At 40.9% G+C, this 19,882-nt stretch carries 18 protein-coding genes; 7 read left to right on the top strand and 11 right to left on the bottom strand.

The window, feature by feature from the left end:
* Positions 1 to 18: 18 nt before the first annotated feature.
* The 4 genes from QE429_RS04235 to QE429_RS04220 all read right to left on the bottom strand — a co-directional run bounded on the left by QE429_RS04235 (position 19) and on the right by QE429_RS04220 (position 5,727).
* Positions 19 to 1,710 (bottom strand): metallophosphoesterase, encoded by a 1,692-nt coding sequence (locus QE429_RS04235; RefSeq protein ID WP_307284449.1) that lies wholly within the window; start codon positions 1,708 to 1,710, stop codon positions 19 to 21.
* Between the two features lie 254 nt (positions 1,711 to 1,964).
* On the bottom strand, positions 1,965 to 3,593 hold the full coding sequence (locus QE429_RS04230) for a glycosyltransferase family 2 protein (protein ID WP_307284448.1): 1,629 nt from the start codon (positions 3,591 to 3,593) through the stop codon (positions 1,965 to 1,967).
* A 196-nt stretch (positions 3,594 to 3,789) separates the two neighbouring features.
* Positions 3,790 to 4,716, bottom strand: a complete 927-nt coding sequence (locus QE429_RS04225; protein ID WP_307284446.1) for an AEC family transporter — start codon at positions 4,714 to 4,716, stop codon at positions 3,790 to 3,792.
* A 138-nt stretch (positions 4,717 to 4,854) separates the two neighbouring features.
* Positions 4,855 to 5,727, bottom strand: coding sequence for a LysR family transcriptional regulator (locus tag QE429_RS04220; protein WP_307290725.1), 873 nt, complete (start codon positions 5,725 to 5,727; stop codon positions 4,855 to 4,857).
* Positions 5,728 to 5,915: 188 nt separating this feature from the next.
* Between QE429_RS04220 and QE429_RS04215 the strand changes: the two genes are divergently transcribed.
* Positions 5,916 to 6,230: a hypothetical protein gene (locus QE429_RS04215; protein ID WP_307284443.1), complete on the top strand. Its 315-nt coding sequence runs from the start codon at positions 5,916 to 5,918 to the stop codon at positions 6,228 to 6,230.
* A 156-nt stretch (positions 6,231 to 6,386) separates the two neighbouring features.
* Positions 6,387 to 6,671, top strand: a complete 285-nt coding sequence (locus tag QE429_RS04210; RefSeq protein WP_307290724.1) for a DUF3784 domain-containing protein — start codon at positions 6,387 to 6,389, stop codon at positions 6,669 to 6,671.
* 429 nt (positions 6,672 to 7,100) lie between these two features.
* Here the strand turns inward: QE429_RS04210 and QE429_RS04205 are convergent, their stop codons facing one another.
* Both QE429_RS04205 and QE429_RS04200 read right to left on the bottom strand, forming a co-directional pair.
* Complete coding sequence (locus tag QE429_RS04205) at positions 7,101 to 7,643, bottom strand: HXXEE domain-containing protein (protein WP_307284441.1); 543 nt, start codon at positions 7,641 to 7,643, stop codon at positions 7,101 to 7,103.
* A 52-nt stretch (positions 7,644 to 7,695) separates the two neighbouring features.
* Positions 7,696 to 8,649 carry a Gfo/Idh/MocA family protein gene (locus tag QE429_RS04200; protein WP_307284440.1) on the bottom strand — a complete coding sequence of 318 codons (954 nt, stop codon included), beginning with the start codon at positions 8,647 to 8,649 and terminating at the stop codon, positions 7,696 to 7,698.
* Positions 8,650 to 8,836: 187 nt separating this feature from the next.
* Here QE429_RS04200 and QE429_RS04195 point away from each other — a divergent pair, with 187 nt between their 5' ends.
* A complete protein-coding gene (locus QE429_RS04195; protein WP_307284437.1) occupies positions 8,837 to 9,274 on the top strand; it encodes a GNAT family N-acetyltransferase in 438 nt (145 codons plus the stop codon).
* A gap of 561 nt (positions 9,275 to 9,835) precedes the next feature.
* Positions 9,836 to 10,666: an STAS domain-containing protein gene (locus QE429_RS04190; RefSeq protein WP_307284434.1), complete on the top strand. Its 831-nt coding sequence runs from the start codon at positions 9,836 to 9,838 to the stop codon at positions 10,664 to 10,666.
* Positions 10,667 to 11,047: 381 nt separating this feature from the next.
* Here the strand turns inward: QE429_RS04190 and paiA are convergent, their stop codons facing one another.
* A complete protein-coding gene (paiA, locus tag QE429_RS04185) occupies positions 11,048 to 11,566 on the bottom strand; it encodes a spermidine/spermine N(1)-acetyltransferase (RefSeq protein WP_307284431.1) in 519 nt (172 codons plus the stop codon).
* A 128-nt stretch (positions 11,567 to 11,694) separates the two neighbouring features.
* On the opposite strand from paiA, the gene QE429_RS04180 reads away from it, so the two are divergent.
* On the top strand, positions 11,695 to 11,877 hold the full coding sequence (locus tag QE429_RS04180; RefSeq protein WP_307284429.1) for a hypothetical protein: 183 nt from the start codon (positions 11,695 to 11,697) through the stop codon (positions 11,875 to 11,877).
* A 196-nt stretch (positions 11,878 to 12,073) separates the two neighbouring features.
* Here QE429_RS04180 and QE429_RS04175 read toward each other — a convergent pair whose 3' ends face one another.
* From QE429_RS04175 to QE429_RS04165, 3 genes are all read right to left on the bottom strand, one after another.
* Positions 12,074 to 13,324 carry a M28 family peptidase gene (locus QE429_RS04175; protein ID WP_307284426.1) on the bottom strand — a complete coding sequence of 417 codons (1,251 nt, stop codon included), beginning with the start codon at positions 13,322 to 13,324 and terminating at the stop codon, positions 12,074 to 12,076.
* A gap of 510 nt (positions 13,325 to 13,834) precedes the next feature.
* A complete protein-coding gene (locus tag QE429_RS04170; protein ID WP_307290723.1) occupies positions 13,835 to 14,620 on the bottom strand; it encodes a putative protein N(5)-glutamine methyltransferase in 786 nt (261 codons plus the stop codon).
* A gap of 100 nt (positions 14,621 to 14,720) precedes the next feature.
* Positions 14,721 to 15,917: a YhgE/Pip domain-containing protein gene (locus tag QE429_RS04165; RefSeq protein WP_307284424.1), complete on the bottom strand. Its 1,197-nt coding sequence runs from the start codon at positions 15,915 to 15,917 to the stop codon at positions 14,721 to 14,723.
* Between the two features lie 170 nt (positions 15,918 to 16,087).
* Here QE429_RS04165 and QE429_RS04160 point away from each other — a divergent pair, with 170 nt between their 5' ends.
* Complete coding sequence (locus QE429_RS04160; protein ID WP_307284421.1) at positions 16,088 to 16,726, top strand: TetR/AcrR family transcriptional regulator; 639 nt, start codon at positions 16,088 to 16,090, stop codon at positions 16,724 to 16,726.
* Here the strand turns inward: QE429_RS04160 and QE429_RS04155 are convergent.
* On the bottom strand, positions 16,723 to 17,982 hold the full coding sequence (locus QE429_RS04155) for an MDR family MFS transporter (protein ID WP_307284419.1): 1,260 nt from the start codon (positions 17,980 to 17,982) through the stop codon (positions 16,723 to 16,725). The two genes, QE429_RS04160 and QE429_RS04155, sit on opposite strands and share 4 nt — an antisense overlap.
* Before the next feature lie 95 nt (positions 17,983 to 18,077).
* Here QE429_RS04155 and QE429_RS04150 point away from each other — a divergent pair, with 95 nt between their 5' ends.
* Positions 18,078 to 19,802, top strand: a complete 1,725-nt coding sequence (locus QE429_RS04150; RefSeq protein ID WP_307284416.1) for an ABC transporter substrate-binding protein — start codon at positions 18,078 to 18,080, stop codon at positions 19,800 to 19,802.
* The last annotated feature ends 80 nt before the right edge of the window (positions 19,803 to 19,882 follow it).

The following is a 19,882-nucleotide window of genomic DNA, read 5'->3' as shown; positions in this document are numbered from 1 at the left end:
CCGTTTTTTTCGTTTCTTCTATAAGACTGTAAATGAAGCTGTAGCGACTGCGTCGTAACCACTGCCATAGAAGTAGACGAATTTATAGGTTCTGCCTTGTTTGTATCTCGCCGGGAATAGATTCGCTTTTGGATCATAAGTGAATGAAAATCTACCATCCGTCACTTTTGCGTAGATCCACCAGATAGAGCCTACATTGCCTGGGTTTTCGTTTACTTCATAAAGCCCAATCCAGTCCCCATTAGGCACTCGCACATGGTCAACCATAACATCTATTTTTTCCTCGGTGCCATTTACAGTGTTTTTCGAGAGAGTCACTGTGGGTCCTTCCGACGTTTTCCCCAGTACCTTTAACCCAGTTGGGCTTTCGTTTCCAAATGCATCAATTGCTATCACACTGATTTCGTACAATGTATTGGACTGTAACCCATGGATAGGAAGTGTAAGCGGATTGGGAACCGGGTCTTTATAAAACTCAGAAAACGCCAGTACTTCCTTATCCTTCTCACCAGTCGCTGCCTTCACAGCCGTTATTTTATAATCATGGACAAGCAAGTCATCTTTTGCCTGCGTCAGCATGATGGTAAGACTCGCCCCTGCCGTTTCCTCATGAACAATGGACATCATCGCATCCTTTGTAAAATAAGGAGCCTTTTTATCACGATCTGCCGTGTATGTAAATTTATTTGGCTTTGCCGGGTAGCTAATTTCAAACGGCTCTCCGGTCCAATCATTGTTATGGATATCCCGGCGCTTCAATAAGACTTTGTTTTGGTGCACTTCTACAATTAGCGCTTGATTTAAGACAGCTGCCCCCTCTGGAACCTCCCCTTGAATTCTTCCCGCTTCGAGCCATAAATAGGCACCGGTAGAGGTTCCGATGGAGGTGAAATCCTGTTGATGGATGATTCTTGGGTCGTCTAATGGATAATGGGTATGGCCAGAAAAAGAAATCACCTGCGGATATGGCTTTAAAGTATTGTAAAATAGATCTCTATTTTTCGAAAAGCCCCACTCACTGCCATAAATGGTCCCTTTAATAGGCTGGTGATGAAAAACAAAAATCGGTTTATGAGGATCATCAGCCACAGCCTCTTTAAGCTGCTCAGCCAACCAGGCAATTTGCTTCTCCGAATAGGTCCCTTCTGTTACGCCGTCTTCAGGTCCAAGGATGATAAAATGATATCCTTTAATGACTCTATGAAAATAGATTGCTTCCATTCCCGACTTCTCAAGGAACCGGTTCTGGGCTGCCGCAGCAGATAAACTATTCCAATAGTCATGATTACCAATCGAAAACATCGAAACAGCTTGGGCTTGTTTCCTCTGATTATACGCTGCAAAAAATTTATCATATTCTTCTAAATTTCCGTTATCCGTTAAATCTCCGACCACTACAAATGCATCCTGTTTAGGAACAACCCCATTTAATTGCTCTAGAGTAGTAACGAACTTGTCCAATGTTTGATTATCACTGGACTTAATATGTATATCACTAATTACCGGAAAAATAAGATCGGGCTTGCTTCCACTTGACTTCGTTACAGAAGAACCCGATGCCGCACTAACGGGTAACCCCGTTAAGGCATTCACGAGAGAGGCTCCAACCGCTGCACCAACAACCATTGTTGTTTTATGCAAAAAAGAGCGCCGGTTCATCTCCTTATATATAAACATATCTGCTGCTTCGTTATGTAAATCGTCTTTCATGTCTCAAACTCCCCCTTTGATATTAATTTCATTTTTTGAATATTTACATTATAAAACAATTCATATTTTGAATCTATTGTTTTTGCACAGTAGGGATTCAACTTCTCTACTAAAATATTACTTTATGTACATTGAGACTCTGTTAAGCAGGAGTATAAATTATGTAAAAATGGAGAACAAAATTGGGGGAAATACATCCTAAAAAAGACCATCTATTGTCATAAAAACAATTGATGGTCTTTCATTACGTCTGATTAATCCTTATTTTTTAATTCTTTTATAAATAACCAACCATCACTCGCTATCTCAAAAACTGGATCATAATCCCCCCATTCATTCAGTATTTTGGTAAAGATATAACGTTTCACTTCCGCATAGTATTTACGATTTTTGGGTTGCGTCGAGTTATCACCATGTGAAAGACAATTATATAGATCTTTATCGACCCAATGGAAATGACTAATCCCTATCAATTTCAGAAGAAGATATCGATCTTGTTCATATCGCCCTTGATAGGGGTCATCGTTTTCAAATCCACCTACCTGACGGACCGCTTCCGTACGGAAAAAACGCGGATACACCATGGGCCCGTACATAAGGTAATCGTATTTATCCTGAAAAGAACGGTGTTTTTGGACAGATAACCTTTTTAATTCTTCATCTATAACTCTCCAAATAACTGTGTTTGAATAAATCAATGAAGTCTCTTTTGGCTGTTTCTCCATTTCATCTAAAAGCACTTCTAATGCTTGTGGTTCAATCCAATCATCGGAGTCTACAATGACAAAATAAGGGGTATCAATCATACTTAATGCCATTTGTAACGATTTTCCCGTTCCTTGATTTTTTGAGAGGCTTACATATTGAATTCTTTTGTCGGATGTGAATTTCTCGATAATATCAGCTGATGAGTCCGATGAGCCGTCATTTATTATGATCATTTTCCATTCTATTAATGTTTGGTTTAAAACACTGGTAATCGCTTTTTCAACGTATTTTTCTCGATTATATACAGGCATGACTACTGTTACTTTCCCGTTAGGCATGTCTTCCATTCTAGCCTGTACAGGAATCAAATCTGTTATGGGGGATTCCATAGGCCTTAACTTTTTTATATACAACCAACCATTTTCATCGACTTCAAATTCTGGTTGATATTCGTCTCCCCATTCTTTTAACAGTTTCGTATACATATATCGTAAGACATCTGCAAAGTATATCCGATTTTTACCTTGTGTAATATTATTGTCATGGATTCTTAGGTTATAAAGATTGGCATCCACCCAATGAAATTGACTAATGGTAATCAATCGGAGCAGGAGATACCTATCCTCAGCATAACGTCCGTTATAAGGATCATTTGATTGGAATCCACCTACTTGACGAACAGCCTCTGTACGAAAAAAGCGCGGATACACCATGGGCCTATACATTAAAAAATCATATTTATCCTGAAAAGAACGGTGTCTTTCCATATGACCACGTTTTAATACCCCATTTCTCTCATGCCACCAAATGGTGTTAGAGTAAACCAGAGAAGTCTCCTTTGGTTGTCTCTCCATTTCATTTAAAAGAATCTCTAATGTTTGTGGTTGGATCCAATCATCGGAGTCCACAATAATAAAATAAGGAGTATCAACCATACCTAATGCCGTTTGTAGGGCATTTCCCGTTCCTTGATTGTTTGGAAGTTTTACATGTTCAATTCTTTTGTCGGATGTGAATTTCTCGATAATATCGGCTGTTCCGTCCGTTGAACCGTCATTAATGATCAGCATTTTCCACTTTTTTAAGGTTTGGTTTAAAACGCTGGTAATCGCATTTCCAACGTATTTTTCTCTATTATATACAGGCATGACTACTGTGACCTTTTTCTTAGACATATTCCGTTAACCTCCCTTCATATTAAAAAAAAAGACTCTCGGAAATTAAAATCTTTACAGAAATTTTCCCTATGTATATATACGTATTGGTGACAGAACTTGTACTAAACAGACGCCTACCCCTTTTAAAACGGGATGAAAAATGGGGACAGTCCCCCGGCGCTTTAAAGCGGCGGGGGACTGTCCCCAAATTAGATTAAGCAAACATCAACTGAGCTGAGAAAATTACTGTTGTTACGGTCATAATGCTGAATACAGTTGATACCAACACGGCTTGTGCGGCATATTCTGGATGGTTTCCATATTCCAATGCAAACAGGGAACTGTTTCTTGAGGTGGGAAAGGAGCTCGCAATGAACAATGATTGGGCAATCGTCCCGTCGAGCTTTAATGCGAATATGATGAGGAGCGCAATAAAGGGTGAAAGAATAAGCCGTCCAATCAGGCTTAGAACGAGAGGCCGCGAAAACCTACTTAATTTTAAGAATGCACATTGGGCACCTAATGTAACGAGTGCGACCGCCAAAAATGCATTGGAAGTATTTTTAACAGGGGTCCAGATGTAGTCTGGAACTCTGACAGAAATGACATGGAAAAGCACCCCTAACAAAAAAGCATAGATAACAGGATTTCTAAAAAACTCTCTTAGCGCTTGTAATTTTGCTTTATCAACAGAAACAGAATTAAATAATCCATAGGTATACGTAATGAGGTTTTGAAAAATCAGGACGACAATTTGGATGGATAGACCAAGAGGATTGTTCTGAAAAACAAATTGACTGACAGGTAATCCAAAATTTCCTGAATTAAATAGGACTACACTGTTTTTAAAGGTAGCGGAAAGGCTGCTTTCAAATTTGGCGATTTTCGATAATCCGGCACTTACAATCATTAAACAAAGGCTTTGTATGACAAGGAAACTAAGAATTTGCAGGAGCGTATCTCCTTTGATCTTACTCTGATAGACATTGGTAAAACACACTGCAGGCATGAATAAAAAGGTATTTAATTTAGATAAGGTTTTCATGTCAAAATGAAATTTTCTATGAAGAAAGGCTCCCACTCCGATAAGAGCAAATATAGGTAAAATAACGTTCAACGTAATTTGAAATAGTACGCTCATTCACAACTCCCCCCTAACACCTTCATTTTATAAACAATATCCAAACAGTTGAAATACGAATAAATTATCGACCACCATTCAAAAAAGGAATGACCATTTTGCACCAAATAAAAATGCCTGAGCATGTGCCCAGGCTACTTAAATAGTAGAGGTAAAATCCAGTTTTTTCACAAACTCTACAAACTCTCTAATCAATTTGGTTTCAAGCGATTTTTCATGATAAAACATCCATGTTCTCCTTACAATAGGATCCCCATTCTTATCTTTTAGTATGATGCGATGAAGATGTGGATGCTCTTGTAAGAGAACACTAGGAAGAATTCCGTATCCCAAACCGTTCAAGACCATTTCTGTGCATGTATCGGCTTTATCCACTTCCATCCCTATAAAAGGCGGCTTTGCAAATTCTCCACTCCACCAATGATCAATCATGGTTTTTAATAAGGCATCTGTTTCATAGTCAATTCTTGGTAGTGAAGGCAAATCACGTAGCTCCATTTTTTCTAACGATGCGACACAGAGGTTTTCTTCAAAAAGAAGGATTTTCGAATCGGCCCATTGATAGTCTCCGCGGACCATTCCAATATGAACATCGCCATTATAGACAAGTTGAAACGCATCCCTACTCCATCCCGTGGTCACTTTATAATTCACTTTCGGGAACTGTTCAAGAAAAAGCTTTAAAAGGGGTGGCAGCTTGTGCCTGGTTATGTAATTAGAAACGCCTAATCGTAAGGTCCCGCTAACCTCTTCACTCATATTAGAAACGGTATCTTTAATCTGTTGAAGGCGACTCAGCATTTCAACCGCACATTGAGCTAAATATTCTCCCACGGGCGTAAAATGGACCCCTTTCGTTCCCCGCTTAACAATTTCAACTTGGTACTCCGTCTCAATTTGCTGAATTTTTTTCGTTAAGGATGGTTGGGAGATATACAGACTCTCCGCTGTTTTCGTGATATTCTTTTTTTCGAAGAGTACCTTTAAGATGATCCAATCCTGTTCATCCAATTTCCTCATCCCCCCCTTATTTATCTATAGTGAAATTCTACGAACTCAAACGAAACACCTTTTTTGATTAAATGAACCCCCTATCTGTTACTTGCAATTTTGGGATTGCGCTATGTGACAGGCGAACTTGCATTTTCGTATAATGAACATGGATGGAAAACAGATTAAAATAAGATGGTGAAACTGATATGAGAATAGATTTATCAGAGAAACAAATGGAGGCAATCAAACAAATTGTTCAAAAGGAACTTTCGTTAAAAGGAATAGTACCGACAGATGAATATCTATTTATCCACTGTTTTTCTAAATTACACAAAGAAACCGTCTATTATCATTTGTTAAGAGAAAATGATACGTTGATCATCCGCTGCTATGCACGCGTGTTTGACAACTTACGTCTGAGCGGAATAATCAGAAGTGCAGCAAAAAATGTATTTGAATATCTGGTAAACCAAACTGGATTACAAAACACAATCTATATAGAAAACGGGAAAGAGATTTAAGTTTCATCGGCAGGAACAGCCAATCATTCTTGTGGGGACAGTCCCCCAGCGCTTTAAAGCGCCGGGGGACTGTCCCTAAAAAAGGAAACTTTTTCCCTTTTAATTCGTATAAAGTATTAAGAAATAAAGTTGCCTTTTGGGAGGTGGACAGTGATTATGGATTATGGACTATTGCTTATCGGCATTGCCCTTTTACTAGTGTCATACCTGGTAGCTGTAAAAAAACAAACCTGGTTGTTAGCTGGATTTAATGAAAAGATGATTAAAAATAAGTCTTTATTAGGTACAGTAACAGGTGGAGTCTTCTTTCTTCCCTTAGGATTATTAGCAATAATAAATAGTATCATTGATTATCCACATGAAATAAAGATTCTTATTATTGCGATGTTCGTTTTATTAACCATCGTGTATGTATTCATCAATAGAAAGTTACTCGATTAGTTTCAACTAGATGTGCAATAGTTGGACAAATGGTCATCAAAAATGAGGGACAGACCCCCGATGCTTTAAAGCATCGGGGGTCTGTCCCTCTCATTCACCATATTTTACCGAATATGAATTGTATCGCAATCCAAATGATCATAAATAAAAAAACAGTCAGGATCTTCTTTTTTAGAGTCATACCTTTTAGAATTGTCCACCATTCGGGATCTTCCAATGTCATTACAAATAAGATAATCAAAATGACAATGATTATAAATACAAATCCCAGAAGTAGATTGCTTAAAATCCCCAAAGGGTTTCCCTCCAACCAATTAACCTTCACTGAAGAATCAATATAGTTTCTCTTGCTTCTTTCTTAAATATACCAAACAGATTGGGGACAGTCCCCCGGCGCTTTAGCGCAGCGGGGGACTGTCCCCAATTAATTTAAATAAATTTTTTGCCAATCCAATGAGCCAGCAAGACAACCGGAACAGCTACAAGGACAAAAGGCAAGCATAGGAAAATAGTGTGCCAGGTTATCCAACCCTGTTGTAGCAACGAGCCAATCATCAAAGTGCTGTACGGTAGAACGATTATGACTGATGTGATGACCCCAGGTGTAACCGATTGAAAAAAGGTGGATTGAGCAATATGTGTAAATGCATGTAGAAAAAACACTAACATTATGACGAGGAAAATATGAATATTTCCAAAGGTCCCTGTCGTCACGTACTGGCTAGCCAGGAGCGTGGAACTAGCCACCAAAAGAAAGACAACCAATACCGCTACCGCAAATTGGGCGGTAGACATAGAAAACTGGTTCAGAATTCTATTCGCGAGCTTGGGTGGAAACTTCTCTTTTATCCGCTGAGAATGCTGTTGGACCCAGCGCTCAGCCATAATAATTTCCTCAAAATCATGCAGAATGAACATGACCAGAAACAACCAAATAAGTGTTTGAATATCGAACGCGAACCATTCTTTCATCGATTTCCTCTCCTATGAAACTGGTTGATTTTTGATTTTTGGGCCCTATTTTCTATTTTCCTAACAGATTTTCAAGAACCTTTTGCACCTCTAACCCCTCACGAAAGGTGATAACAGAGGACTCTTCATTATTAAGTTTTTTGATGATCTCATCAATAAAAATTTGTAGATGATTCCTTTCCGATAACGCAATCGTTTCAGAGGCTCTGTTCCTAGTTTTAATAGATAATGTACGCCAGTTCTCAAGGGCCATTACACCCTCACTTCCTATAATGGAAAATTTAATATCTTCCATCTGACCAATACCGGATATTCCATTAAATAGGACAGGGATATGACCTTTTACCTCTCCATGCGCGAGGAAGCTGGTCTCGCACTGTTCCGTGTCCTCCGGGAATTTTACCAATGAGTATTGAATGTCTATCTCACCAAACAACATTTGAACCATTTGGATATAGTGTGGAAAGACTTCCCGAATAAACCCACCTTGCTCTCTTGAACGAATCCAGCTATTCTGTTGCCATTGCCTTGGCCACTCTGGAAAATAACACTGAATTTCCACCCGTTGCAACTCGCCAATATCCCCCTTGGAGAGATACTCTTGTAAAGTTAAGAAACATTGTCTGTAGATGGTTGGGAAATTCATCACATGAATAATATTTCTCTCATTCGCTATTGAAAAAAGGTCCTCCGCTTCCTCGATGGAATTAGCTAGCGGTTTTTCACAAATAACATGTTTGTTTCTTTTCATGGCCTCTATCGCAATGGCGTGGTGGTACTTCGGCGGTACGGCAATATAGACAAAGTTAATTCTTGCATCTTCAATTAGATCGATATAATGCTCAAAGTTAGGCACATTATATTTCTCACTAATCTCATTCATTCTGGACGGATTGGTATCATAAATACCGACTACATTGCTTCCCGGATGGTTTAAAAATTCCTTTAACAGCAATTCCCCTACTCCACCAACACCAATAACTCCTACTCGAAGATTCATTTCCATTTTCTTCCCCTCACATTCTATGAAACATCGTTTAACCATATTCTTACATACCTGGGGTGCAATTAAAATCGAAAAAATCGTTTGGATTTTTCAGGTTTTCTTTTATTTAAAGTGGATTCCTTAGTCCAATTAAGTTCTTGCTATAATTACAAGTAGAACAAAATATTGGTAGAGGAGAACTCAATGTATGGAAATAAGAAAACCAAACGACGCGGAATATAAAACGATTTTATCACTTTCACCACAAGCTTTATTCGATGGTACATTAGGCGAGGCAAAGCTGTCAGATGAAAAGGTCAAACAAATTATTGAACCATTATTGCAAAAAGGAAGCTATTATTTAATAGCAACTGCAGGCGATCATCTAATGGGTTGGATTCTTATAGGAACAAGCAAAGACCCCTTTACTGAAAAGAAATTTGGATTTATTTATGAATTCTTTGTGTTAGAACAATTTAGAGGGAATGGAATTTCAAAACAATTAATGGAGACTGGTATCGAACATCTTAGACAAGATGAATTTTCAGAAGTTCGTTTAAGCGTATATGCAGGAAATAAAGCTATTAAACTATATGAAAAATTAGGATTCAAAGATAGAACCATTACAATGAGTATGACCATTTAAAACAACTATCTTTTTTTATATTTAATAGACTGGTTTATTAAGAATTGGGAAACCCCAAAATGGTTTCCCAACATTTTGTTGAAAAATCAGCAATTTTATTAAGCAGGAGGACCAGTTCTTTGTAAGCAAAAAGACAAAATCCCCCATCAATCCTTATGTGCTATACTATTCAAACGATTGATTAAACAGCCTAGAAATAGCTATTTAATCGCATTCTTACCGAAATATGCTTATTAAATTTGTCAAAGGGGTTAACTGTTATTTCCCTATTTTTCTACAAAACAAGTGAAATTTCTTGGGAAATGACATTTCTTTCTGTTTTTCCCCCTTATCCGACACTATCCAAACGTTTGGTTAGTTTGGCTAAACCAGGGTAAACAAAGAGAAAAAGCGCATAGACCCCAACAAAGGGGACAGTCCCCCGGCGCTTTAAAGCAGCGGGGGACTGTCCCCCACAACAAAAAAACTCACAAAGTTGCTAGTTTACAAGAAAAAATGTTAAATAGAAGTAGTACTTTTTATAGTGAATGATCTGAAATTAGAAATACCGAGGTGTTTAGAATGCACAGAAGCGAGACGTTACACTCTTTTCTATTAAGCAAGGCAAGCCAATTAACGGAAGATTGGTATAACTCTCTAGATAAAAGTGACCCAACGGGTGTTTATTCTTCAAATGATCCGAAAGTGATTGAGAATGTTAAAAGACAAAACTATGAGTTCCATTTACATCTATGCGAAATCTTTATCCTAGAGGAATGTGAGTTTTTTACGAAATTCCAATCTTGGATAGAGGAAATCGCACGTGATACTGAACATCAGAGAACGCCGATCCATTTCGTCATCAGGGAATTCATGAGAACACGTGAACAGTATTTAGATTTCTTAGATGAATTTGTTGAGTTGCATCAAGATGAAGTAACGCCAAGAGAAGTGAAAACGTGGAATCGATTAATCGTCAAGACCTTTGATACAGTCATTCTTCGCTTTGCAGAAGAAACGCACAATGCTTCTACTTCTCAGCTTATTGCACAACAAGAAATGATCAATGAATTAAGTTCACCCGTGATCACCTTATCAAAAGACTCTGCCCTACTTCCATTAGTAGGTGACATTGATACAGCTAGAGCAAAACTAATCCTAGAGAATACCCTTGAACAATGCGCAAGTAAAAATGTAAACCAGCTGTTTATCGATTTATCAGGTGTGATCATGATCGATACGATGGTCGCTCATCAAATCTTTCTATTAATCGATGCCCTGAACTTAATCGGCGTGGAAACCACCCTTTCAGGACTGCGCCCTGAAATCGCCCAAACAGCCGTACAACTGGGACTTAACTTCAACAAAGTCTCAATCAAATCAAATCTCTCAAAAGCACTATCACTTTCATAGACATATTTTAGGGACAGTCCCCCGTCGCGTTAAAGCGGCGGGGGACTGTCCCTAAACACCTATTCTCCAACAATTGAATGATTGATTTTTTCCTGTAGCTTTTGAAGATAGAGGTCACTATCAATCGGGAACTCTACTGTTCTTTTTAGCCAAGAGGATAACTAAATGGAATTTGCCAATTCTACCCCTTTTAACCCTTCTTCTCCTGGTGCAAGCAAGGGTGTTCCCTTCACAATAGTATCCGTCCAATTTTTAAGAATCCCTAAGTGTGCAGGGTTTTCCCCTTGTACCGGTATATCGATGGTCCAGCATTCGGGTTAAGGTCCACGATTTACGCTACTATTTTTTATAAACAATTTTCTATACCTTTTAAAAAGATAATTATTGAAGTGTTTTGGTCATTATAAAATCCGTTTGTTCCTCATCACCCATATAAAACGAATGGGATCCCGTTTGAACAAACCCCATTTTCTTATAAAAAGCAATCGCATTTTCATTCTTTTCCCATACGCCTAGCCAGATTTTCCTTTTATTCTGCTTCACTGCAATATCCATAGCTTGATTGAACAGATATTTGCCAAGCCCGTGTTTTTGAAATTTGCTTCTGATATAAATCCGCTCTATTTCAAGCGAATCGTCACCCATTTCTTCAGACTGTGCATCATTAGTATTGACCTTCAAATATCCAGCGACTTCATTATGAATAAAAACAAAAAAGAATGCAGAGGAAACATCAGACAATTCTTTTTCTAATTGTGGTAAGTTAAATGCCCTCTCCAAATAGGCATGGATATTTTCGGGTGAATTCTGATGTTTAAATGTCTCATTAAACGTTTCATAACTAATTTCTTGCAGCATGTGTAAATCGTCAAACGTGCACTTTTTTATAGTTATATTCATTTTATCTGTGACTCCTTCTTTTTAACTAACTATATCACATGATTTACTCTCTTCCTCAGATCTTGAAAGGATTTAATTCGCCGCTGTATGACTTATATTTTTTTACATAAAATACAGACAACTAGGAGGTGAACGAATTGTCTAACCAAGAAAAAAACAACAAAAATGTTTCAGAGAATATTAAAAATGGAGCTGGGGCTATGTTTCACTCGATCCATAAAGGACTAGAAGCCACGGAGAATGCGGCAATGAATGCTGTTGACGCAACGGCAAACGCAGTTGATAATCTAACAGACAACGATAAGCGTTAATAGCGAAAAGCAAGACTGACGCCAGTTTCTTGGCGTTTTTTTTCGTCCTCTTAGCGCTATGCGCAAAAAAACCCCGGAATCAACCGGGGTTTTCACTCAAGAACCCTTCAATGATACTAGTCCAACTAAACCGTCCACCCTAGAAGTACACTTGTCCACGAATGGGGTCAGGCACCATTACAATTTTTCTACTTCTTTAAGCCCCCGGTGGGCGATTTTCAAAATCATAGTCTACCGGTTGCGGTGCTACCCTAGAATGCTGTAATGCTGGAGTTTCCGGACGGGCAATTTGATAGACAGATGCACCGACAATTTCAGCCGTTTCCTGCAGTTTGTTTTTATCAATTTTGTCGATCGTATCAGCCGGTGAGTGATACCATGGCTCCAGCGGCGAGTGAATGAATAATGCCGCAGGGATCCCTAACTCATGGAATGGTTGGTGGTCGCTTCGTCCCAATTGACCATACGGAACCACTTCACCCAAGGCCGTCCTCGCCCCTGCCGCGGAAGCAAGATCCGTCACCAAGTTTTTCTGTCCATCAATGGTGTACATGATTAAACCGTTCGCCTTATTGTCCCCACCGGCATCCTTACTGCCGATCATATCCATTTGGAAGTGGGCAACGATGCGGTCCGCATCCTCATCACTTAAGGACTCTGCATAATGATAGGACCCCAATAGCCCCAGTTCCTCCGAGCCGAACGTCACGAAACGAAGCTCAGTGTCAATCGGCGCAGTAGCCATAACTCTAGCAAGCTCTAGCACCGCAGAAACACCAGAGGCATCATCATTCGCTCCCGGGCCGTTCGGAACGGAATCATGGTGTGCTCCAATCATGACTACTTGACCGGTGTCTTTGTTTTTCTTTGGCTTCATTTTGGCGATCACGTTGTAGGAGGTTTTTTTCTCAAGGCCAGACCCTGTGACCTTAATATGCGCCGTTACAGGTCCACTTTTCACTTGTTCAGCGAGCGCCAAACCTTGGGCCCTCGTAATCGCAACAGCAGGAACATTTTGTCCAAAACTAACTTGTCCAAACGTGTTCGATGTACCACTATTGTTGTACATAACGACCCCAACCGCGCCCATATCCACTACATTTTGCACTTTTTCAACAAAGGGGATATCCCCGCGTTCAATCAACGCAATTTTCCCTTTTACGGTATCAGGCACCGTGCCTTTCAGCGCCTTGCCCACATCCACCAATTCAGCGGTCACCTCTCCACTGTAGGAACCTGAGAAAACATAGGGCTTCAAATTCTCCCCGCCAATTTCCAATAAGCCGCTGACATTATTGCGAACAACAGTATAGATTGGGAAAGGCTGCACCTCCGTCTCATAGCCGTATTGTTTAAACTGGCTCTCTATGTACTGAACGCCTCTAAGCTCGCCATCCGTTCCAGCCTGACGAGGAACCCCTGATAAATAGGCAATGTGGTTATACATGTTGTCTGCACTGATTTTCTTGATAATCTTGTTGTCAAACGCGGACGCCGCATTAGCATTTGGCGCACCTGCATCCGGCTCTTTTGCATAAGCCCCATTCACACTTAAAATCAAACCTGCAGCTAACAAAGCTGACATTGTTTTTTTCCGCTTCATCTAACTCCCCCTTAGAAAAATTGTTAACCTTTTCCAGTAGATTATCAGCGATTTTAGTAGTCTAGTAAACTTCATTCCTTTTACAAAAATCTACTAATTCAAACATTTTGATGGACCTTTTTACTAGAAAGAGGATGGATTGATAGATAAGTATGTTGATTAATTTGGAAATATAGAAAAAAGATTGGACTAAGGTCTAGGTGGCTATAGACCTAAGCAGCTAAAAAAAAAGCCCCCAAGAAGATGGCGGCTGGATTATGTCTATCCTATTTCTATGATATTTTTTTAAAAGAGAAATTCCGCTGTCTACCTACTCAAGATACCGATTCAAGTAACAGGCTAAACAGGTTCTCTCTACTTTATACCAATAACAACCGTCGCATCCAATTCTTCATCTCTTGCAATTCGCGCAATTAGCCCCGCCTTAGAAAAAATTTTTAAGGTTTGAGCAGACTGCCTTTCACTCGTCTCGACTAATAGATGTCCTCCAGAAACCAGCCATTGTGGCGCTTCTTCCGCTACTCTACGCTGAAGGTCCAACCCGTCCTCTCCTCCATCAAGCGTAACTGTTGGCTCATATATGCGGGCCTCTTGGGGAAGCAGCCCAATGGCATTAGTTGGAACGTAAGGAACGTTGGCCACTATGGTGTTCACACGGCCCCGTAACGATTGAGGCAATGCACGATACAAGTCACCTTCATAAACCCCTCCACCAATATTCGAAAGGTTGCGAGATGCACATTGCACAGCAATGGAATCAATATCAACAGAGTGTAATTCAATTGGCTTCAATCCGGCTGCAATCGCTGCCCCAACAGCTCCACTCCCGCAACACAAATCAACTACAACGTCATCTGTGCGAATCAATGCTTGTGCCTGCCGAACCAGGAATTCCGTTCGTCTACGCGGAACAAAGACTCCCCGCTCTACCCCTATTCGCAACCCAAAAAAGTTTGTATATCCAAGTACGTATTCTAGCGGTAAGCCACTTGCCCGTGTTCCTACCATTCTCATTAACTCATCGATGCTGCCTGCTTCTGACATCAGTAACTGTGTTTCTTCTTCAGGAAAAACACAACCTGCTGCTCGTAAAATAACAATGATACTTTTTACCGTTTCATGATCTTTTAATAATCCTATTAATCTCACACCCCAGAATTTCTAGATTTTATATTATCTGTATTCTAGAGTTATGAGAAATATCCTTACTATCTTTCCCATTCATTAAAAAGAAGAAAAACTAGAAGGGATTAGAGGCACTTGCTTCCGTCCCGTGATTCTCACCTGCTGTTCGCTTTAAGAGGGCTTTACCTAAAATGACCACCATGCTTACTAAGCCAATCCACACCAGAGCAGAAACGGAAGTGCCCCAACTTAATCCCTTTCCAAAGAAGAGTAATTCCCGAAGGCCTTCTACCATAAATCGCATCGGTAGCCAGGAGTAGATCCAATCTCGGTAAAACGGCGACATCATTTCGGGGGCCATTGCAAGTAATGGCCCTCCGAAGAACAGTAATAGGACAAAAATGGGTATGCCTCGTAACCCCGTTAACGAAAGCACGGCCGAGATCAGTAAGATGAAACTAAAGGCAGCAATGGTTAAAAATAATGCAGTATCCGTGAAATCGTTGATATGCAATCCTACCATCCCGCTGGCGATCCAGGTAAAACCAAAGCCAATGACAACTGATACAACGGCTCCAAACAAAATTTGTCCGACCCTAGTCACGAGGGTATCTTTTCGCGTCCTGATCGGCATTTTGCTGGCGGCGATAAACAGAATGACAGCACCTGCCATACTGGCCATCCATAATGGTTGGAATAAAGAAACAGGCGCGTTCCCATTTGCACTATGTTTGCCAACCTCGTTTACATTGGTCACTTTCTTCGTAATTGGCGTCGCTAGATGGGCAGCCTGGTCCACGGTCAAAGAAGCCCCTTTTGCTTCAAATCCTTTTAGGAGTTGTGTACGAACCGTTTGGTTCATATTGTCCACTACTCCATTTAACAGTTGCCCCGCCATGGTGGATGCCGCCATGTTCATGCCTTGATTGATATAGATTTGTACTTCTGGTGAAGAAGGGGCCGGTGTCCGTAATGATGCTTGCTTGGCGCTAAAGTCTTCAGGGATGACTAATGCCGCATAATACTCTTGATGATTTAACCCCGTCAAGACCTCCTCTTTACTCTTTACTTTTACCCACTTAACCACAGGCTCTTCAGTGGTTTTAGAAGATTTTTGTATCATCTCAACAATTGTTTGGCCCATATTCAATGCGGGTTGATCCGGGATTTCCACTCCCTGATCCTCATTCACAATCGCAATGGGCAAATTTTTCGGTTGAGGCTGGACCGTTGGAAATAATGTTAATGAAAAAAGAAATATAACGGCCAGTGCAATGGTTGGGGACAGCCATGCTAGTTTGTTTTTTAACATAGAAGGGTTTTCCTCCTTTGAAATGAGTTATAATAATAAACATCGTGTTGTTTATTTAATTGGATTATATGTGGAGATACCGTGTTATACAATAATCAATAAACGTGGATGTGTCGGTTAGAAGACACCTTTTATCAATGTGTTGGATAAAACTTGAAGGGGGAATACGTTTGCGGGAAAGTAGCATGGATTTGCGCGTACTTCGGACAAAAGAGGCGATTCGAAAGGCATTAGTCGAGTTAATGGAGGAAAAGGGCTTTGACGCTATCACCGTGAAGGATATTACGAGTAGGGCAAAGATCAATAGAGGCACGTTTTATACTCACTATCAGGATAAGTTTGATTTAATGGTCAAATGTCAGGAAGAAATCATGGCTGAAATGGCCGGCATTGTCAAAAAGAACTTGCCAGAGGTGCTTGCCGAGCTTGAGACTACTTCTTCGCCCATCGTGCCATTTGCCTTCGCTGTTTCCATTTTCGAATATTTCAAGGAGAATAGTGGGTTTATGAAGGCGGTGTTAAGTCCCAAGGGGGATTTGTCTTTTATCATCAAATTGAAAGAGTTTATGTGGAAAACCCTGTTTGGTAACCACGCAAACGCCCTGATCAAAGAGGAAGATTTACTTGTACCAGGTCAATATTTAGTGTCGTACATATCGTCGGCACATTTAGGAGTGGTTCAGCAATGGCTGAATAGTGGCATGAAAGAATCTCCGCAAGAGATGGCGCGCATCCTTTCCACCATTACCATTAATGGCCCGTTCTTTGCAGCGGGATTGAAAAAGGGGGACAGTCCCCCGGCGCGTTAAAGCGCTGGGGGACTGTCCCTAAATTCTACCTCTGTTGGTCTCAATGCTAGCCTTGAAAAGACGATGCTGAGTACGACTAGTGCCAGGAATCCAGCTCCCATCGCTATTCCACCGATGATGTTGCCGATAATCAAACCTAATGCCCCAATCATTTTTCCCACTTGAAATACGAGGCCATTCATAGCCATATAGGTGCCCCTCTTGCTGTCATCCACAATATCCGCCAAGAGTGACTGCCTTGTCGGGACATAGAGCAGTTCGCCGATGGTTAAGACGACCACTGAGATAAAAAGCATAGGAATGCTGTTGCTGAAGGCCAAGAAGAAGTAGCCCAGACCGAAAAGAATAAAACCCACATACATAATCGGCTCTTCTTTCTTCCCTTTAATCCATTTTGCGGTAACCGCAGTAAAGAGAACAACCATCATGGTATTGACCACTGTCAGGAGGCTCAATAACTTGATTCCGTCTAAGTCAAAGGCGAAGCTGTTAAACAGATGAATTGTCTGTGGAATGATTTCTTTTTCAAGTCTGACGGAGATAAAATTATTCCGTTGAAATTCAATGGATAAGATAGCAATCCCACCCAGCGTAAACGCCATGAACGCCCAGTCCTTAATGACCAATCCGTAGCTTTTCACCATAGGCTTCAATCCATATGTCTTGTCGCCTGCCCCCTTCTTCACTTGATACGTATCGATGATGAAGGCTGCCGTAATCCAAAGCGTCACAAGGCTCATGAAGGTTAATACCCCTAACAATTCGAAAAAGTAATGTTCAAAAAACCAGCCCCCGATCATCAGGCCGATCATGATCGACAAGTTCACCGCCCAGTAATTGACCGAGTACATGAAGGCCCTTGTCTCCTTCGTACTCACATCAATCAGCATCGCTTCTGCTGCAGGGTTTACGATCCCAGATGAAACGCCGATTAACAGCATCATGATAAAAGTGATCCATGGTGACACAAATATCGGTGAATTCACAGCAAGCATACAGGCAAAGGCGCCTACCTTCATGACTTCCCCAGCCACCATCAGCCGTTTTCGTCCGATGATATCTGCCAGGTACCCACCATAAAGTCCAGCAATGAATTGAACACAAACTTGAATGAGAACGAGAATGCCTGCTGTGGATACATTGATTTCCTTCGTAAAATAGATCGCCATGAACGGGAATATGGCGGAACCAACCACTCGGCTTAAAAAAGATGTATAGATTCTGATTTTAATATTAGGATGTAACGTACGAAACATACTATCTCCTCCTTGCTTCCATTATGCTCTTGGAGAAAAGGGATAAAAAGGATATAATCTAGAAAAAAATGTACCCTTTTAGGAGGGAATTGCCAGTGAATGAACGCTATTTTGCCATGAGAGCCCACTTTCTTCAACGCGAAGTGAATGGGGAGTGCACCTTTAAATTAAATGAGCTAGAAGAACTTTGGTTTTGTTCGTTGCAGAACGTCAAACGAATACTCCACCAGTTCGAGGAGTCATGCAAGATTTCCTATCTGCCTGGTGTGGGGAGAGGAAACCCTTCGAGACTACGATTTTCCGAGCCTTTTCAGAGGGAAGTCGAAGAGTTTATGAAGGATTGTATGGAAAATGGCCAACTGGATCAGGCCGCACAGCTCCTAAGACTCCCTATCCCAAAGTCGTGGATTGCTAAGGTGTCGGCCGATATCCAGGAAATGTTCGGCTATCACCAGGGAACCGAATCCAAGGATGTTCTCCATGCTTTTATCTCAAGGGATATTACGACGTTAGATCCATTGAAAGTATCCATTTCTTTTGAATCTCATTTAATAGAATACCTGGGGGATACGCTCGTCAAATACGAGGCGGCAAATGACCGGATTCTCCCTCATATTGCGCACCATTTTGAATCGAGTGAAGACGGGACGAAGTGGACCTTTTACTTAAGGAAGGGAATTGTCTTTCACCACCATGAGCCCCTGACGAGCAAGGATGTTGCCTATACCGTTGAAAGAATGAAACACAGCACTGATTCTTCTTATCAATGGCTTGCGAGAGACATAGAAAGTGTGGAATGTTCAGGTCCCTATAAAGTTACGATTCTCTTGAAAAAGAAAAATCCATTTTTTTTAAGATACATAGCGTCACCTAATTTCTGCATCCTCCCTGCCAACCTGCCTTTCAACGAGGGAGAATGGATTGGTACCGGCCCCTTTCTGCTGAAGGAACGTTCACGAAATAAAGTAGTGTTGGAGGCATTCGACCGCTACTTCCTTGAACGGCCGCTCCTGGATGAACTTCATTTTTATAAGGTGACAGAGGAGGCTGCAGCAGTCGTGGATTTCACTTTGGAGAATCCACCATCGGAGGAAACCCTAAGCAAACATGAAATTGAAACAGGCTTCCGATTTATGATGTGCAACTTGAAACGAGAAACGATTGTCCAGCATCCTTCCTTCCGAAAAGCGCTGTACCATTTGATGGATGTGAATCTACTGGCGAAGGACCTCGGGTGGGAACAATGGATCGAAGCGAGTAGTTTTATCAACCAGCGATCATTTCCACAGTCGAAAGACCCTAAGGAGATCTTTCCACTTTTAGAAGAAGCGGGCTATACGGGGGAACCCATTCAGCTGTATCACATGGATTATCAGAAAGCTTTTGTGGTCGCAGAGTGGTATAGGAAACAAGGGGAACAGTATGGAATCAATTTTGTCCTGCAGAAATTTACCTTCGATGATTTCTATCGTCGAGAAATGGATAAGAACGCTGACTTGGTTTTCATCGGAGAGGTTTCATCCCTTGATCCCCATCTTTCGTTCTTGGGGGCCTTTTACAATGACACGCTTTTATTCCGGCGGATGTTCCCATTGGACTCTCTGGAGTGGATTGACGCAAAGCTGGAGGAATTCAAACAAGTGGATGCAGTGATTAGGGAAGCGATTATGGTTGAAATTGAAGCACATATACGGGAAAACAACCTGTTGATATTTCAGCATCACCCAATAAAAACAAGAACCTTCCACCCCATGATCAAAGACGTCAAATTCCACTCATTCGGACACTTTGACTTTTCTCGGCTATGGATTCCGAACTAGTAAAGGTGGGGACAGTCCCCCGGCGCGCTAAAGCGCTGGGGGACTGTCCCCACCAAATTATTTTTCGGTAAAGTGAACTT

The sequence above is a fragment of the Bacillus sp. SORGH_AS_0510 genome (assembly GCF_030818775.1).
GTDB lineage: Bacteria > Bacillota > Bacilli > Bacillales > Cytobacillaceae > Neobacillus.
The sequence above is the reverse complement of the archived record's forward strand: the minus strand, read 5'-3'. Positions and strand labels throughout refer to the sequence as shown.

Coding starts and splice junctions, on each gene's coding strand:
- QE429_RS04235 (WP_307284449.1), bottom strand. CDS start 1,710: ATGAAAGACGATTTACATAACGAAGCAGCAGATATGTTTATATATAAG.
- QE429_RS04230 (WP_307284448.1), bottom strand. CDS start 3,593: ATGTCTAAGAAAAAGGTCACAGTAGTCATGCCTGTATATAATAGAGAA.
- QE429_RS04225 (WP_307284446.1), bottom strand. CDS start 4,716: ATGAGCGTACTATTTCAAATTACGTTGAACGTTATTTTACCTATATTT.
- QE429_RS04215 (WP_307284443.1), top strand. CDS start 5,916: ATGAGAATAGATTTATCAGAGAAACAAATGGAGGCAATCAAACAAATT.
- QE429_RS04210 (WP_307290724.1), top strand. CDS start 6,387: ATGGATTATGGACTATTGCTTATCGGCATTGCCCTTTTACTAGTGTCA.
- QE429_RS04205 (WP_307284441.1), bottom strand. CDS start 7,643: ATGAAAGAATGGTTCGCGTTCGATATTCAAACACTTATTTGGTTGTTT.
- QE429_RS04200 (WP_307284440.1), bottom strand. CDS start 8,649: ATGGAAATGAATCTTCGAGTAGGAGTTATTGGTGTTGGTGGAGTAGGG.
- QE429_RS04195 (WP_307284437.1), top strand. CDS start 8,837: ATGGAAATAAGAAAACCAAACGACGCGGAATATAAAACGATTTTATCA.
- QE429_RS04190 (WP_307284434.1), top strand. CDS start 9,836: ATGCACAGAAGCGAGACGTTACACTCTTTTCTATTAAGCAAGGCAAGC.
- paiA (WP_307284431.1), bottom strand. CDS start 11,566: ATGAATATAACTATAAAAAAGTGCACGTTTGACGATTTACACATGCTG.
- QE429_RS04175 (WP_307284426.1), bottom strand. CDS start 13,324: ATGTATAACCACATTGCCTATTTATCAGGGGTTCCTCGTCAGGCTGGA.
- QE429_RS04165 (WP_307284424.1), bottom strand. CDS start 15,917: ATGTTAAAAAACAAACTAGCATGGCTGTCCCCAACCATTGCACTGGCC.
- QE429_RS04155 (WP_307284419.1), bottom strand. CDS start 17,982: ATGTTTCGTACGTTACATCCTAATATTAAAATCAGAATCTATACATCT.